The sequence below is a fragment of the Sphingobium sp. V4 genome, from assembly GCF_029590555.1.
Taxonomy (GTDB): Bacteria; Pseudomonadota; Alphaproteobacteria; order Sphingomonadales; family Sphingomonadaceae; genus Sphingobium.
On record NZ_CP081001.1, the window covers coordinates 2824688 to 2841223 of the forward strand.

General features: G+C 60.4%; 9 protein-coding genes. 2 read left to right on the forward strand and 7 right to left on the reverse strand.

Annotated features, from left to right (window positions below; translation table 11 throughout):
* Nucleotides 1-36 precede the first annotated feature (36 nt).
* A complete protein-coding gene (locus K3M67_RS14115; RefSeq protein ID WP_285831787.1) occupies nucleotides 37-4785 on the forward strand; it encodes a DEAD/DEAH box helicase family protein in 4749 nt (1582 codons plus the stop codon).
* A gap of 30 nt (nucleotides 4786-4815) precedes the next feature.
* On the opposite strand, the gene K3M67_RS14120 is transcribed toward K3M67_RS14115, so the two are convergent.
* The 3 genes from K3M67_RS14120 to K3M67_RS14130 all read right to left on the reverse strand — a co-directional run bounded on the left by K3M67_RS14120 (nucleotide 4816) and on the right by K3M67_RS14130 (nucleotide 9396).
* Nucleotides 4816-5547 carry a hypothetical protein gene (locus K3M67_RS14120; RefSeq protein ID WP_285831788.1) on the reverse strand — a complete coding sequence of 244 codons (732 nt, stop codon included), beginning with the start codon at nucleotides 5545-5547 and terminating at the stop codon, nucleotides 4816-4818.
* Nucleotides 5544-7319, reverse strand: coding sequence for an AIPR family protein (locus K3M67_RS14125; RefSeq protein WP_285831789.1), 1776 nt, complete (start codon nucleotides 7317-7319; stop codon nucleotides 5544-5546). Before K3M67_RS14125 ends, K3M67_RS14120 begins: the two co-directional genes overlap by 4 nt.
* A gap of 67 nt (nucleotides 7320-7386) precedes the next feature.
* Nucleotides 7387-9396 (reverse strand): sigma-70 family RNA polymerase sigma factor, encoded by a 2010-nt coding sequence (locus K3M67_RS14130; protein WP_285831790.1) that lies wholly within the window; start codon nucleotides 9394-9396, stop codon nucleotides 7387-7389.
* A gap of 146 nt (nucleotides 9397-9542) precedes the next feature.
* On the opposite strand from K3M67_RS14130, the gene K3M67_RS14135 reads away from it, so the two are divergent.
* A complete protein-coding gene (locus K3M67_RS14135; protein ID WP_285831791.1) occupies nucleotides 9543-11099 on the forward strand; it encodes a hypothetical protein in 1557 nt (518 codons plus the stop codon).
* Here the strand turns inward: K3M67_RS14135 and K3M67_RS14140 are convergent.
* The 4 genes from K3M67_RS14140 to K3M67_RS14155 form a co-directional block, all read right to left on the reverse strand.
* Nucleotides 11096-14050 (reverse strand): DEAD/DEAH box helicase, encoded by a 2955-nt coding sequence (locus K3M67_RS14140; RefSeq protein ID WP_285831792.1) that lies wholly within the window; start codon nucleotides 14048-14050, stop codon nucleotides 11096-11098. The genes K3M67_RS14135 and K3M67_RS14140 overlap by 4 nt on opposite strands.
* Nucleotides 14051-14258: 208 nt before the next feature.
* Nucleotides 14259-15056, reverse strand: coding sequence for a hypothetical protein (locus tag K3M67_RS14145; RefSeq protein WP_285831793.1), 798 nt, complete (start codon nucleotides 15054-15056; stop codon nucleotides 14259-14261).
* Nucleotides 15053-15607: a hypothetical protein gene (locus K3M67_RS14150; RefSeq protein WP_285831794.1), complete on the reverse strand. Its 555-nt coding sequence runs from the start codon at nucleotides 15605-15607 to the stop codon at nucleotides 15053-15055. The genes K3M67_RS14145 and K3M67_RS14150 overlap by 4 nt, the downstream gene beginning before the upstream one ends.
* A 38-nt stretch (nucleotides 15608-15645) precedes the next feature.
* Nucleotides 15646-16329 (reverse strand): GIY-YIG nuclease family protein, encoded by a 684-nt coding sequence (locus tag K3M67_RS14155; protein WP_285831795.1) that lies wholly within the window; start codon nucleotides 16327-16329, stop codon nucleotides 15646-15648.
* Nucleotides 16330-16536: the final 207 nt, after the last annotated feature.

Below are 16536 nucleotides of genomic sequence, written 5' to 3' on the forward strand. Positions count from 1 at the left end.
AATTGTTTATTGGGAAGGATGTGTCAAAGAAAGAACATGCGACAGAATGAGATAAGTGCCGGCGTGGCGGATGCAGCAACAAGAATCGACGCAAGTCTCATCGACTATGCATCACGCCTCTGCTCCGAACGGCTGGCGGCCTACCGTGCCGCTCCGCATGATGCGGAGGAGCACGGCAATATCGAAACCTCGGTCCTTGCCGGTGGATATGCCTATCGGCAGATTGCGGAGCTGATCCAGAATGCTGCCGATGCGGTGTCCGAGGCAGGCGATCCCGAAGTCAGGGGGCGGATCGTTGTGGAGATCGACGGCAACGGGCTGTGGGCCGCGAACAGCGGAGCGCCTGTCGACAGGGCGGGCGTGCGCGCGCTTCTCAATTCGCATGCTTCCGGGAAGCGGGCGGGTCAGATCGGCCGGTTCGGTCTGGGCTTCAAATCCTTGCTGAGACTCGGTGGGCGTATCAACGTGCTCAGTCGCACAGTCTGCCTCGGTTTCGATCCGGACTGGTGCCGCGCCTACATCCGTTCGCACCTGTCATTGCATGACGGTGCAATAGTTCCCGGCCTGCGAATGGCGATACCCCAAGCGTGGCAGACCGCCCTTCCGGCCTTGGCCGGCGCTGACAGATTCGACTGGGCCACGACCATCGTCCACGCCGAGCTGGTCGGTCAGGGCGCACGCGAGGCGGTCGTCGAGGAGATACGCCGCTTTCCGTCAGAATTCCTTCTCTTCCTGCCTCACGACATCGATCTGCAGCTCAGGGGCGGTGGCGTGGAGCGTCTGCTGGCGCGGCGAACCGAAGCCGACGGAACTGTCGTGATCGAGGATCTCGCGGCTGAGCGGCAGGGGGTGCAGCGCTGGCGTATTTTCCAGACCAGTGCGCACATCACCGACGAGGCGGCCCACGAAGACGCTACAAGCGTCCATTCGCGTGAATCCGTTCCGATCATCTGGGCGGCTCCTGTCGGCACCCAGCGCGAGGCAGCAGGACGCTTTTTTGCCTTTTTCCCTACTGCCACGGAGACCCGTACCTCGGGTATCCTCAACGCGCCCTGGAAATTGAACTCGGATCGCACAGCAGTAATTCCAGGGGCGTGGAACTCGGCACTGATGGAAAAGGCGGCCGATCTGATTGTCACCAGCCTGCCGCAACTGGCAGCCGACACCGATCCAGGTGTGGTGCTCGACGCATTTCCCCGCGAGCTGGCAAACGCAGCCGAGCCGGCGGCCCCGCTCGTTGCAGCGCTATGGTCGCGACTGATCGATGCGCCGGTCATTCCGAACTGCGACGGCGAACTCCTTGCAAGCAGCGACCTTCGCCGTGCGCCTGTCGACCAGTCTGACATGATCCAGCGCTGGTCCGAAATCGCCAGTCCCGAAGACTGCGAGTCACACCTCCATCCCGGCTGCACTGCCACCCCGGCCCGCGTGGCGCGCCTTGGCCAGCTCGCTGACCGGCTGGCGACGCGAACGGGTGGAGCTGGCCCGCGCCTCGCGCGGACCGCCCCGACGTCATGGATCGAGGCCACGGCCAGCATCGATCCGGCAGGAGCGGGAGCCGCGCTTGATCTTGCGGAGGCATATGCACGGCAGGCTCAGAGCTTTGTCTGGACCAGCGTGCGGGATCAGCTGCGCATTATCCCGGTCGTTGGCGATACCCTCGCTACGGCGTCGGAGGTGGTTCTTGGCGAGAGTCCCGAACCGCCATTGCTGGCTGTTGCACCGTCAATCGCCGGGAACCCACATTATCGCAAGATCCTGCGCGACACGTTCGGAGTGGGCGACGAGACGGATACTGACTGGGACCGACTGTTTCGCACCGTGGCAGGTCGAGCGGGAACATCGGGGGACTGGACAGAGGTCTGGAGGCTACTGCGGCGGATGCCGTGGGACGACGCCGTGGAGGCGCTGGAATATCATTCGGTGAAGCTGAGGTCATTGGCGGGCTGGTGCGATCCTGACGAGTGTGTCCGGCCGGAAGCCTTGCTGACCGTCGAGCAATTCGCGGCGCTCCCGGAGGAGGCGCGCACAGAGCTGGGCGCAATCATCCTCGACGAGGCGTGGCATCGCAAGGACACTGCCTTTCTTGAGCAGCTCCAGATCGGCACGGCGGGCGCCGTTCGATGGCGCAGTCAGTATTTCGGAGATCGGCCGGGCACAGCCTCGGACCGCTGGATCGCAGCCTGGCAGAAACGCTGGGTCCAGCGTTACCATGAGAGCCTGAATCATCGGCCCGATGCGAACCTGCTCCGGCCCGACAGCTTCAGTATGCCGGCCGGCTGGGAAATCCTTCTGTTCGGTGGCCCTGACCTCCGCTTGCGCGCAACTTCGTGGCTGCTTGACGCGCTTGCTGACGACGAGGAGTATGACGCGCACCCTGTCGAGTTCCGCCACTCGACTCGAGGCGACGCCTATGCCCGACGGCAGTATCCACATCCGGTCTGGGACCTCGTCCGCCTTCAGGGAAGGATTGCGGTCGGCAATGCCGAGCTTTCGGGCGAGATGCTGCTTGGAAAGGGCGCGGCCGGACGCATAGCACTTCTTCCTTCTCTCAAGGGGAGGAAACCAGGTCTTGAGCGTCTTTTGGAAGCGGGCGGTACATGGACGTCCGCTGCCAAGACGGAGGATTGCTGGAAGGGCTGGTTGTCTCTCGCCGCACATGACGACGCAGGCCTGCTAGCGCTTGCCGCATTCTATGAGCTGGCGGCGAAGGACGGCTTCGCGCCCGAGCATGTGTTTCACGCAGGGGCACCGCTGCCCATCGCGGACGTCCGTGTCACGACCTCGGCGCGGGATGCTGCTCTTGCATTGGAAGTCGGTGTTCCGGCGATTTCGCTGTGCCCTGATGCCTCGCGCCTTTGGCTGGAGGCGGGAGCGGGTGCGCTCGCCGACCTTGCCACCACACACTGGGAGCGCGCCCCTGCTTTCCCCGCCGATATCCTGCTGATCGAAGCGGAACCGCTGCTGCGCGAGGCAATACGCACGGATTGTCACGGGACGGCCGCCCTGGCGTTTGCCGGAGCCCTGGTTCAGACAATCGGCGACAGTATTCACGACATGCCCTGGGCCCTGGTCGACGGGAGCCTGGTCGTGCACGAGACACTTTACCGCAGCGCGCCATGGGCCGAGCGGCTGACATGGCTGGTCGAGGGCATCGTGGCATGTGGGTGGGCAGCAGAAGGTGACATTCTGTCAACCATCCTGACCCAGGGGGCCGAGGCTCGCAGGCGAACAGTTGCAGCCGCACCGGATCTTCCGTCCCGACTGCTCCTCGCGTGCAGTGAGCCAGCAATCATCAGCCTGTTCGAACCCGACATCCAGAATCAGCTTGTTGGAAATCCCTTGCAGGCCGCTGGCGTTGCCCTGACCCTGTTCGGTCCCGCGCTTCTCACTCTCTCGACAATTCGCGAGGCAATGGGACGGGAAGGGCTCGACCCTCCGCAACGATGGGGTGGAGAGGCCGCGATGACATTCGTGGCAGAGATCGGATTCCCGGCTGAATTCGCTGCGCCGCCGGACCGCAAGCGTGAGCCTGAGCTTGCCGTCACCGGCCCTCTTCCTTTGAAGCCGCTTCACGATTTCCAGGAAGAGGTCGTCGGTCATATCGAGGCGCTGCTGGGAGACAAAACCTCCAAGCGCAGAAGGGCGGTTATCAGCCTGCCAACCGGAGCGGGCAAGACGCGCGTGGCTGCAGAAACAGCGGTAACGCGTGTCCTGGCGCCCGTCGGCGATAATCGGTTGATCCTCTGGATCGCCCAGACCGATGAGCTTTGCGAACAGGCCGTACAGTGTTTTCGCGAACTGTGGGTCAATCTCGGGTCGAGCGGGGAGACACTCCGGATCGTCCGGCTCTGGGGCGGCCAGGTGACACCCCGCTCCTCGGCCAAGGACGAGCCCACGGTCATAGTCGCGTCGATCCAGACACTCAGTTCGCGAATGGTCGACTCCGATCTTGCATGGGCAAGTGACCCGGCTTTGCTTGTGATAGACGAGTGCCATCACGCCCTGACACCATCCTACACGGGCGCATTGCGCTGGCTGAACCCAGGCGTGGAGGCAGCAGGGCGCGAACCGCCGATCATCGGCCTGAGCGCCACACCCTTCCGGGGACGCAATGAAGATGAATCGGCGCAGCTGGCGCGTCGGTTCGACGGGAGACTGATTCCGTTCAACCAGGCGACACTGTTTGGACGCCTGCAGGAAATGGGCGTGCTTGCCCGCTTCGAGTATGACCGGCTGGAAATCGATACGGGATTTTCCTTCACCGCCGAGGAACAGTGGAAAATCGATCGCTTTGGCAAAGTGCCCGACACGGCGCTTGAGCGACTTGGCGAAATCGGAGAGCGCAACGATATGATTGTGGAGGCGATATGTTCGGCTCCTGAAAAATCAGCGCTCGTGTTCGCAACCTCTGTCGCTCATGGTCGCCGTCTTGCAGCACAGCTGAATCTCCGTGGGGTGAGGGCAGCTGCCGTATCGGGCGAGACCGACCGCAATTCGCGACGATGGTTTATCGCCGGCTTCCGGCGCGGGGATATCCGGGTTCTCTGCAACCACTCCGCGCTGACCACCGGCTTCGATGCACCCGCGACTGATCTCATCGTCATCGCCAGGCCGGTGTTCAGTCCGGCTCTCTATATGCAGATGGCCGGTCGTGGACTGCGAGGTCCCGCAAACGGAGGTAAGCAGCACTGCCGGATCCTGACCGTCCAGGACAATCTCGACCAGTATACCGACCGTCTCGCGCATCACTATTTCGAGCAGCATTACGTGACGCCGGGATAGGCAACACCATCGACATGCGTACGGGTGGCCTCAACGCCCGGAGTGTGGAGCAAGGATGCCGCGAATGGTCAGCGCCAGACCTTCGCCGCCCAGCGCCTCCGGAGCATCTTCAGGTATCCAGTCGCTGCTGTCCGTGAGCGACGGCTTCGTCGTTCCGACGAGGCGCTGCAGGTCCGCCGTTTTCCGGCGAAGCTCAGGATCATTCCCGCCAACATCGAACGGTGCCTCAGACGACCAGCTATCCTGTTCGCCACGGCACCCGAGCCCGAGACGCGCGGCAATATTCTGCTGCGTGGCCGGGTCGAGGTCCAGCGCAGCGAATCCCGCTCCGGGTGCGATCTCGATGCCAAAGAGCCAGAAAATGCGGGCCGCGGCGAGTCCCGATCCCGGCGCGATCAGCGCCAGCGCGGTACCGTCGGACCGAAGCGCGAGGAGAAGCACGTCGCCTGCGTTTGTCACGCTGGTGACTGCATTTGTCCGGTAATAGAGGCGATATTCGGTGCGGGTGGGATGCATCGCTCGCGCATCGTACCAGGTCAGGTCGCCGGATGCTGTTGTCCACGAGCCATCGTCTGCCATCCGCACGAAATCGGTCGTGATCCGACGCGGATCCGGGCCGAAGGCGCGGCGGAGAGGCGCCGTGCCATTGAACTCGTGCTGGTTCGAGCGCGAACGATCCGACTCGACAAGGCTCAGCCGCTTGAACACGACATGATCGAAGTCCGGCAGAGCCGGATCATTGGCCGGCAGATCGTCCGTCATTGCAACTCGCGGATCCCTGCCGGTGCGTCCGGCCAGCCAAGTTCACGCAGCTCGGACCAGCACTCCTCCTTCTTCGCCCATTCAGACAACATCCGGGGACCGGCAGATTTTCGCAGCGCCTCGTCGACCGCTGCTGCCAGCACCGACATCCATTGGGCAAGCTCAGGCGAAAGAGCCTGGTGGCGCCAGACTGAATCAAGCGAGAGTCGGTCGCCGACCAGCATAGACAGCACTGCAACCGTGTAGGTTACGATATTCACCTGAAATGCCGGATATCCGCCCGCCTTGACGACACGTTGCGCCGTCTTGAAGAGGATTGCCTGCGCGATCATCCGACGGAATGCGCTCCCGTCGAGGGCCTCGACCGCCTCGGGCGTCAGACTGTCCATGAAACGTTCGAAGTTCTTCTGCATCCCCAGCGAGACGATGTGCGGTCGCCCGGCCCAAGCATTCAGATATCGGGCCAGATCTGTCTTCGTAACCTTGCGAGCGGGCGGCACAGCCTCCTTCAATGCGCGCAGCCTGGCAGGTGTCGCTCCCTCGCGGGCCAGCATGACATTGTAACTGCCGGCCGCCCGCTCGTAGAACCAGCGCCCGACCCCGTCCGGCAGCCAGGTTGAAAGTGCGAGCTTCTCGAGTTCGACGTGAAACGGCTTGTTGGCGGACAGGTCAGAAATCTTGACCGAATTCTGGGTGTTGGCGAAGCGCGAGATGTCGCTCACCAGCGCTTCCTCCGCAGCAGGATCCTGCGCGCGCATGATGATGATCTTGGCCGGTACGCGCACTCGCGACAGGTCGATGTGCCGCTCGCGCCGTTCAGTGAAGTAGATGGATGCCGTTGTCTGGCCGCCGTTTACAATCTGCATTCCGCTGAGTGAGGCGATGCCGACCGACCCGTCAACGGTGCGAGACAGTGCGGCGCTGTCAGCTATGAGCACGATCCCGTTATTATATGCCATGAACCGTTCGGGCGCATCCCGCAGCGTGTCGCGCATGCCGCGGTTCACCTTGCCGGTTTGGCTGAGAAACGAACGCACGTTGGCTTCCAGGAGCCTCGCGCCATATCGCTCATAGATCAACCGGAGCGCGGCACCGGGAATTGCGGTCAGCGCATAGTCGCAATCATCGCTTTCGCCAGGCACATAGACACAGGGCAAGGCTGCTCCGCAGACCTCTTCGAAATTGACGATCAACTCGTCACGAGGCTTTCCTTCCGACCAGTGACGAAACAGGCGCTCGATGTCGATCACCTCCAGTCGGACAGATTTTCCCGCAATCTCCCGTGGCCTGAAGCTCTTCGACTTCGCGCGACGGTCAGTCAGGATATAGATGCGGATCTGGTCCAGCGACGGATAGCAGTCGCGTACCGTCATGATCAGTTCGAAATCAGAATCATTGTCGCCTGTCGTCTCGGGGAGACGACCCTCAACGGTCTTCGCGAGAAACCGCAGGCACTGTTCGGCGGCATTCTTTATGTCGCCGTCGGGAACGGATTCGACGGTATCGAGGCCTTCGTATGCGCTCACGAAGAGGTCCAACTGATCGGCATCGTCCGAAATTGCGTAGCCGCTCAGCCTCAGGATCGCGTTGCCGACCCTGCGCTCGACGTTGAGAAGCTGGGGATCGAAGGTCATCCCGATCTCTGACATATGCTGCATAACGATGTCAGTGAACGCGGCCTCGGCTGCCTGCTTGGCGCCGGGAGCAGTCGGATCGCCGGCCTGAACCCGCACATCGGCCTGGGTCTGAACAAGAAATTCCTCAAGCGTCATTGGCAGGCAGCTCCGGCATCAGTCCCCGAGATTCCGACTGCATGCAGTCGTGTGCGGTATGAGCGCTTCATAGTAGCGATCTGAGTTTATGTCCGAAAAGACTTCCAGGTTTCGCAAGCTGTTTCAGCGCCCGGGCTTCCAGTTGCCGTATTCGCTCACGCGTCACACCCATATCGCGACCAATCTCTTCCAGTGTCTCATCGTCCCCGGTGTCCATACCGAACCGCCGCCGCACCACCTCCGCGTCGCGGGAATCGAGCCGGGCAACCGCCTCGGCGATCGCGATCCTGCGCTGCTCGGCCAGAACGATATCGAATGCGTCGTCCGATTCATCGACAACAAGACAGGCATCTGCCCAGACTTCGGGATTCTCGATGTTGACGACCTGCTGGGACAGCCCTTCCAGGCGCCTGAGGAGATCCATCCGCAATCCGCTGGCATCGGCGATGTCCGCGACGCTTGGCGGCCGGCCCAGCTGATCGAAAAGCCGGCTCCTGATGACCTCGACCCGTCTCAGGCTCTCCATGAAGTGGACGGGTAACCGGATCGTCCGTTCGAGATCATCTACCATTCGCGTGCATGACTGCCTGATCCACCAGACCGCATAGGTGGCAAACCTGTTTCCTCGCGAGGCATCGAACCGTTCAATCGCGCGCAGCAGACCAGTACATGCCTCCTGGACAAGGTCGCCTGCCACCACATTGCCTTGCGCGTAGCGCGGAGCAATCCTGCGGACGAGGGCGAGATTGGCTTCTGCTATCCGGTTGCGGTCGCTCAGGTAGCGCGCGGTTGCCGAAGCAAGGTCCCCGGCGAGCAGGGAGTGGCCCTGCCGACGAAGCGCATTCTCCAGGCGGTCAGCGAGCTCAAGGTCCACGTCGACATCCTCAAAAATCCCATCTCCGGGTCGAGATGCGAGATCTGGTGTCCCAAGCAGGATGTGCGTGAGGGAGCGCGCCGGCCCCTCTGATGCGGAGTCGACATCAGTGCCCGGAAGCGCCTCGCTGTTGTGTACCGGGACTGGCACACCCGATCCGTCTGCAAGGCTGTCGCTTTCCCCGTCCTCGTCCCCGTTCGCGACCTCCAGGAGAATAGCTGGCACTTTGACGACCGCGTCGCAAATTTGCCTGAATAAATGGCGCCGGCTGCTCTCAAAGGCCCGGAACATCGACTGTTCCGCTGCCCGGTCGGGAACGGGTATCCGCTCAAGCTCCGCCGCAAACAGCTCGTCTGCCGACACCGACGCATGCAATGCCTCCAGAGCATCCCGCGCATCGGCGAGCTTCTCGTCGTCCGAGTGCGTCGGCGGGCGATCGCCAATCCAAGATGTTATGTCGGCCTCGAACCTGGATGCATCGATGCCGACACCGAGATCCTCCAGCAATGGCACGATCGCGCAATTCGCTTTTGCCAGCCAGCGATGTACGCCGACCGTCACGCGCTCACGAGCCACCGCCTTTTCGATGGCCCGCATCAGCCTCGGATCTGTTGCACCGACGGATCGGTCCATCAACGGCAGTCGAACGCGAACATCTCGCCAGTCGGTGTCGGCATTCAGCACTCTTGCCGCCGTCAACGCTGTCTGGGTGTGCCGTACTGCCGGGCGAAGCATGAGGTCCGGCACCGCCTCCTGAAATACCTCCTCAACTTCCCAGCTGTCTGGAGACCAGTCGGTCGCCTCCTGGTCAGAGCCACGCGCCTCTGCGGGATTTTTTCCTGCGATCGCCTCCGTTTTTGCCCGCTGGCCCGATGTTAGAGTGAGCAGGCGTGCGATGCGTGTGTAACCCGCCGCGTGCGCGAGATCGGAAGCGGTCCTGTTATCCGGTGCGGTCGAGGACGCATCCGCGCCCTCTGCAATGAGCAGGGTGCAGATGTCTTCCCTGCCGGCGGCCGCCGCAAGCATGAGTGGTGTCAGCCCGCGGGCGTCACGACCGTTGACAGGAGCTCCGCGCCGGATGTGGAGCAGCACCGAGGCGGTCGCACCTTTGAGGACCGCCATGCGAAACAGCGGCTGCACCTCTCTCAAAGCGCTCGCCTGAAAAATACTCCCTGTCACCCTCGCGGCAATCTCACCGGTCAATCTGCCTTACTCCCCCCACAGGCATCGTCAGCGTAGCCTTTTCACATTGCGGGTAAACACTTTACCTCAATATCTGGACGAACTGCGTGCGTCGGCCGGGTCATTTGCGACATGCCTCTGCAGTCTGGACTGAAGGATGAAATGCCGTGGGTTGGTGGAATGAGGATGCGGGGGAGCGGTTCTGGCTCGAGCTGACCGATCGGGAGGATATCGGTGTGGATCTGCGAGCGCCGGTCTCGAACAGTGCCGGACGAGCCGACTGGCGCTACGCGTTGTTTCGCGAAGCATCGGCTGGTGACGTAGTGTTTCATTACGATGGCAAGGCCGACGCCATTACCTCCTTGTCTACGATCGCTGGACCGGCGTTTGAACAGCCAATCGTCTGGGCCGCCCGGGGCAGCTATGCCCGTGAGCGGGGTGCGCAGCCCGTCGAGGTGCCTGGTTACGCCATTCCGCTTCGGGACCATCAGCAATTGCCGGAGCCCGTTACGCTCGAACGGCTGCGTGCTGCCAAGTCCGACCTTGTTGCGATGACCGAAATGATTCAGGCACGTCATCCGCGCAGCGCTCTTTATTTTCCATTTGAGCTTTCCGACAGGCCTGTTCGCCCCCTTCAGGGATATGCGTTCAAGTTACCTGCCGATTTCGTCGCGTTCTTCAAAATGGGCGCAGGCGAATCTGATCCGGCATTGTTGACTATAAGCTCCGACCGGAAGGTTGTCGCACCGCTCTACAGGCGTTGGCGCGAGGCCCTGCTGGATGGCGCCGTCCGCAGCGACGGCCTGTGGACACAACCTGGCGAGCGCTTCGTATTTCGGAACCAGGAGAACCGGACAGCGACGCGGCTCGGAAACCTGACTGCGCTTGGCGTGGATCCGTCGGGTCAGGACTGGGCGGTCCAGATAAACGAAGCCAAGATTGCCGGAGATCTCGACACTACTTCTGCGATCGCGTTCGACGGCAAGGGTCGCGCGTTTCTGCTTCGGCAGGGCCGACTTTCTTCCAATGCGATCAGTCCTCGACCGATTCTCTACAAGGAGTTCGAAAGGCTGACCGGCCTCAAGCCCGCCCATGTCGTAAACGGCAACACGGCGATTGCGAGAGACTGGTATATTGTAACGCCATTGGACGTTGGCCCGGAAGAAATACGGCTGCACACAGCGCTCTTCATCGATTCCTGTGCGTCGGCCCGCAGTCTGGTCGGCAGGGACGGGAGCGAGCGTGAAATCGCTCTGGCAGCTGAGATCAACGCCGAGGATGAGGCTGGCGGATTTTACACGATGCGCTCGCGACCGGCTCTTCCTGAGCGACAGCTGCGCCGCCTGCAAGGAGAGGTTTGGCTGGCAATGGCGAGGCAATTGCGTGCCGCCGGCCTCCAAGTGAGCAAGCCGCGCCACGCCGCGGGTTACGAAGTTGACGCGGAAATCTCCGGTGGGGCGCACCAAGTGCTTGTCGAGATCAAATCCGGAGCCAGCGCGAACGATGTGCATACCGGAGTTGGCCAGCTGCTACTTTATCCCGCTCTGCTCCCGCGCTTGGCCGGACACCGACGTATCCTGCTTCTGCCAAAGCTACCGAAACCCGCCCTTCTGAAGGCACTTGGAGAGTGCGACATATCGGTGTGTGCTTACCGCATCTCGGTCAAAGCCAAGGGGGTAAATGTGCAGTTTTCAACGGAGTTTCTGGAACTTTGCGGAGCCTAACGTGATTTCTTGGCACTTTCGCTTCCCCAGATCCTCAACTCTGCATGCCCGGCATCCACCAAGTATGAGTTGGCAGCCGCAAGCACCTCAGCAATTTTCTGCGCCGGCTTTGCGTTGGCTATGCCAGGCTGCACGACGATTATTTCGAAAGTCACCGGGTTTGCGGCAGCGAAGCCGGCAAGTTCACTTGCATCTCCCTTGATGAATTGCGCTTGCCCGGTTCCGGCCGAAAATCGCTGCTGTAGGCGCGCCACCAGACGCGGCATGTCGCACCAGATCAACCCCTTCACTGCTTGACCACAAACCTCATAGACGTCGCCGACGCGGTTGCCTGGTGCAGAGCCGCCTGAGCCCTTGCAATGATAGAACCTCACTAAGGCGGTGCTGCCGTCGGAAGATCGGGAGAAGGTTACGAAATCCGCCGTTTCTCCGCTGCCGTGATCCCAATACACGACCTCGTGTTCCGCGCTTTTCAGCGTTCTAGCCAGATACCCTTGGATCGACGAATCCAACGCCGGACCATCCGCGAATTCGATCTGCACGTCGACGCCGTCGGCCTCCCAATCGATCGCCTCAATCAGTGAGACATCAAATGGCTCGAACCCCTCTGCAGGCGCCGAGTAAAGCGTTGTACCTGTGAGTCTGGAACCATTCACAAGCATGAAGTGCAGGGGGTTGTCGTTTAATAGATCGACAAGATCCTCGTTTGATCTTGCCCTGACAATTTCAGCGCGCGGCTGGGATTTGTCATAATATGCGAACAGCGGAGAACGTCCGATCTCGAAATTGATCCGGGTTTTCAACTCTGCGCCTTCGAGCAACAGTGACACTCGTTTGTCATCCGAATCCTCGACGACAAGTGAAATATCATTGATCGGATCTTGACGCCTTCCACTGCTACCCATGTAGGCGAGCATCGGCGGGTCGATGTAGAAGCTGCGATCCTCCCAGTCGGCCACCATCACCGGGGCAGGAATGGAGGAGACGCTCTTTCCTGTTTGCAGCAGATCGACTTTGCTGCCGGTCACTGCTGGCTTGCGGTCATGGAGCTTGCGCGCGACTTTCCCACACCACTCCAAAAGTTCAAACAAGCGCAGCGATCGATTACTCCAGATTTTAGAAGCGCTGCTCAAGCCGATGGTGATCGACGCACCGTCCTCTGTCGCGGTGCCAAAGACGTGTCCACGATGATAGAGGCGCGCGTCGCCTGGTTTGATCGCCCCGTCAGCCCTTGGACCGGTAATCATCCGATAAGACTCCGTGGTGCTGGACTGCTGCCTATTCCGCATCCCGACATTGAAGAATTTCGCGCCTTCAAGGCCCTTCAAAGCCCGGTTCAGCACCTCAAAGGGCAGTATATTGGGGTCATAACCGACCATCGAGCGGACTACCCTTTGGTAGAGCCCGTCGCTGCGCTTTGAAGCACAAACGAAAAGCAGCTTCGATTTTGCGTCGTAGTAGAAGATGAAAATGTTGAATTCGACGTCGATGAGCCGGTCGTCGGCAGACCAAGCCACCCTTCCGGCGCGTCGAGTTACGAAAACGCTGGAGCTCGTCTGCCTACTGACGCGGCCGAACACGATCTCCCGATCATAACCGAAATCGGGCGCGGCGGTTATGTCGAACCCGTCCCGCAGTCGGAAAACCTTCACATGTAGATATGGGGTCAGCGAATAGAGCGAGAGATCGGACAGGTCCGGAATGGTCGCCGCCTGGAAGTCAAATGTGTCGAGGGTCTCTCGCGCTTCGACCTCCCGACGTATCCTTGCCTCACTGAGGTTAGGGACAATTTCGGCCCACACAGCGCCTGCTGTGTACAGCCGTTCAGCTTCGAGCTGGATAGCTGACTGTGGTGCAATGAAGGTTGCGTCACCGAGTTTGCTGCCCGATGTCCTCGCGAAACGACCGATGAATTGAAGCGTGACCGCAAGCGACCGATGAGGGGCGTGAACGGCGGCGATCTTGAGTCGCGGCATATCAAACCCCTCACCAAGCATATTGACGCAGATGATGCCGTCGAGATGCCCTGCTTCGAGAGATGCCAGCGTTTTCTTCACTGTGCTGAGCGATTGTGCCCCATAGACAAGCTTGAGCCGAAGCCTCGTCTCGGCAGCATAAATTTCCTCAAGCTCCTTGGCCCGCTTTCTGCTGTCCGTGCGTACCATCAAAAGATGGTCGAGGCCGGCCTTTGCATCAGCGCGGAACTTGATCTCGGCTGCTTGGGCAATGGCGACATCCTCCATGCGCTGGCGGTCACTACCGCGCGACGTAACCGCGACGGGCTGATAGTCGATGTGTCCGAATACTCGGTCTCGATATGCAGAGCGGAGGTCATAGGTGTAGACGAAGCGCGCCTTGATCTCCCTGTCGTCGCGCCTGAACGGGGTGGCAGTAAACAAGACCCTGCGGGCATCCGGAAAGTCAGCCAAAAGCATCTGCCACGTGATTGCCGGACTGTGATGCGCCTCATCTACCAGTATCAGGTCGAAAAGATCGGATGGCGGTTTGGGTATGCCGTCTAAGTGAGAGCTCACGCTCGGCACTGTGGCAACCACGACATCGAAATCCCGCATGACCTCCCAACCAGCAGGATCCGTAACCCGATGAGCTGTCGACATTACTTTCGGCGGCTCGAGATCCTTAGGTAGTGCTGCGACCCGCTTGAGCACGCCGAGCACGGTAAAATCCTCAGCGATCTGCTCTCGGACGAGCCGACTTGGCGTCAGTATCAACACCCGCTTTGCTCTTAACAGAAAGGCGCACGCCTGCAGCACAGCCGTTTTTCCCGAGCCCGTGGGCATGGTGACAATCGCGGGCTCTGACCTAGAGGTGAAATGCGAGCCGACCGCAAACAATGCTCCGCGCTGTGCGTCACGGAAACCATCAATGTTGTCGTCTTGGCTGGATATCGGATACGACAGTTTAGAGTAGTTCACTTCGAAGTAGGACACGTGGCCCCCCGTATCATGTTTCCTCTATGTTCTTTTATCAGTTAGCCCGAAAATGTCAGCACTGGATTCTGGTTTTCGGAGCGGGGCGCTTGAAAATTGGATGCCAAAATCTATGAGCCCAATTTCGATGCGCCCCAGCAACTTTGGCGCCTGAATCGATGGACATTCTGCAATACGGCCCGACTGTTCACGCTCCCTTCCCGCCGCCTTATTTAGAGATCATTGATCGCCGCGCCAGTAGATATGCCGCAAGGTTTGTGATCGATCCAACGACGAACAGTGCCTCCTCGAGGTCCGGCTCACCCTCTTCCCGGATATGCCTGCCTTGGTTTGAAACGATACCCCACATTGCCTCGGCCATTTTTCGGTAAGCGCCAGGAAACAAGTCAGCGCGCCTTTTGATGATGTCTCCCAGTGTGAGCTTCGTCTCGCCGCTTATTTCCCGTGCGAGGCATTCAATCGCCGCGCCGGCGTGTTGCATCCCACCTGAGATGTCAGGCAGCGGGCGCCGAGACAGATCGCGGTGCGCCTCCCGCAGCTCATTCGCGGACGTCTTCAATTGCGAGACGTCGAGGTCCGCGATGATATCGGTTGCGTGATCGTGTTGTGCAGTGGAGGCGACGACCGCGAAGATACCCGCCTCCATCTTCCAGCCAATGCTGTTTGCGCGGCAGGCTTCGTTGATGGCCCGTTCAAATGTTTCAGCCTTGTTCGGCCCGAGATATTGCTCTGAGTGAATGGCGGCGTATCCTGCCTCTCCGACGTCAAAGACCCGCCACCACTCGCATCGCTCGATCATTGCCACCAAGACCTTGTCAACGATGTGGCCGGGCGGGCGGGGTAGAGCCGTTCCACGCTGGACGATACCGATGACCTTGTCAGAGGAGATAACCTCGGTTTTTAACGCGCCGACAACGGCGTGCCGGAACGCCATCGGTGCATCGTTATGGACGAGCATCGCAGGTCTGAGGCCGAGCCGGCCTGAAAAGGAGTCGAGCTCACTCATGCGCTGGGTGTCGCCCTGGGTTGCGCAGTGTCGGCACCTGCGATCTCACCTGTCATCGCTTCGCGCTTCGACACCGACCATTCCTGCTTGAGCAGTTCTTGGACCGAACGCTCGAGGCACGCAGCCAAGTCGGTGTGTGCCTCTTTCGGTGTCGCGTTGTCGGTCCATAGTTCGTCGAGGATGCTGTGCAGATCGCGGTCGTGCGGATGTTCGTCTCGGACCACCTGATCCACGCTGCGTCCCGCCGGATTGAGTCGTAAGACGATCTCTGCACGTAGCCGATGGACTTCCAGCAAATCCAGTTCTCTCCCCGCGCCAGACGCGCGCAGTAGCGATATCAGCGAGGCGGCGATCGCTCGCAGTTCTGACCGCCACGTCGCACGTTCCTTGGTGACGGTATCGACGAAGATTGCCTTATCGTTGATCGCCTGATCAGCTTGCGCTGCAATTTGGGCGACGATTTCATTGCCCCTTGCAGTGATCTCAGCAATGAGTCGATCCGCTGCCGCGGAAATCATTGCGTGGCCATTGTCGGCCGCCGAATCGGACATTCCAGTTCCTCGTTTCATCAGATTGCCGTGATGTGCGGTCAGATCGTTTCCATGCGAACATTGAGTAAATCGTTGGCAAACGAGCGCACGATCAGAGCTTCGAATTTGCCGATCAGCCTGTTAGGCACCTCATAGGCGCTCGCATAGCTGGCGATGTGGTGGAGCGCGACTGCCTCCTTTTTGATCTTCATTTGCCCCCCGCCAAATGTACCGCGCATGACCGGGTGATAGGCGCGCTTGATATTCTGCACTTCGCCGCGATCCCGGTTGAATGCGCTGTTCATCTCCTTCCACAGATTTTGTTCAACCGCTTTGCCGGCATAGATCGCGCGTCCACGACTATCGTGGAAAATGTAGATGCCATGCGCTTCAGTCAGCCGCTGGCGCAAACCGGTCAGATAGCGATTCTCCTTGCCCGTCTCTTCGTCTCTGGATGAGAAAAGGTTGCAGGTCTTGCCCTGCGAGGTCCAAGTCGCGTCGAGCTCGAAAAACTCCACGATCGGGACGATCGCACTGTCGGTGAGACGGCGCTCGGCTGCGCGACCATGCTTCTCGATCAGCGTCGCCGTTTGGGTCGCGGTCAATTCCTTATCGCGGTAGGCGCGCAGTGCCTTCACCGAAATTCCGAGTTCGTTTGCCAAGTCCGTGTCGGGCAGGTCCGTAACGCCGCGCCGTGAGCGCACTTGCTTGGCAAACGCTTCGAGCAACTCGGCTCCTGTCATCAGTAACTCCCCTTCGCTCTACAGCACATGCAACGTGCGGCAGGGTTTTGGCTCGGTTGCGCGGGTTCCGCCAGCGCGAACATTGCCTACTTTATTCTACGCTCTCCATCCAAACTTCGGCGCCGACAATCGTCGAAACGGTCATCCACACGCGTCCGGCCTTTTCCACGAACCAAGAAAATACTAATGATGCCTATGGTGGTGTTC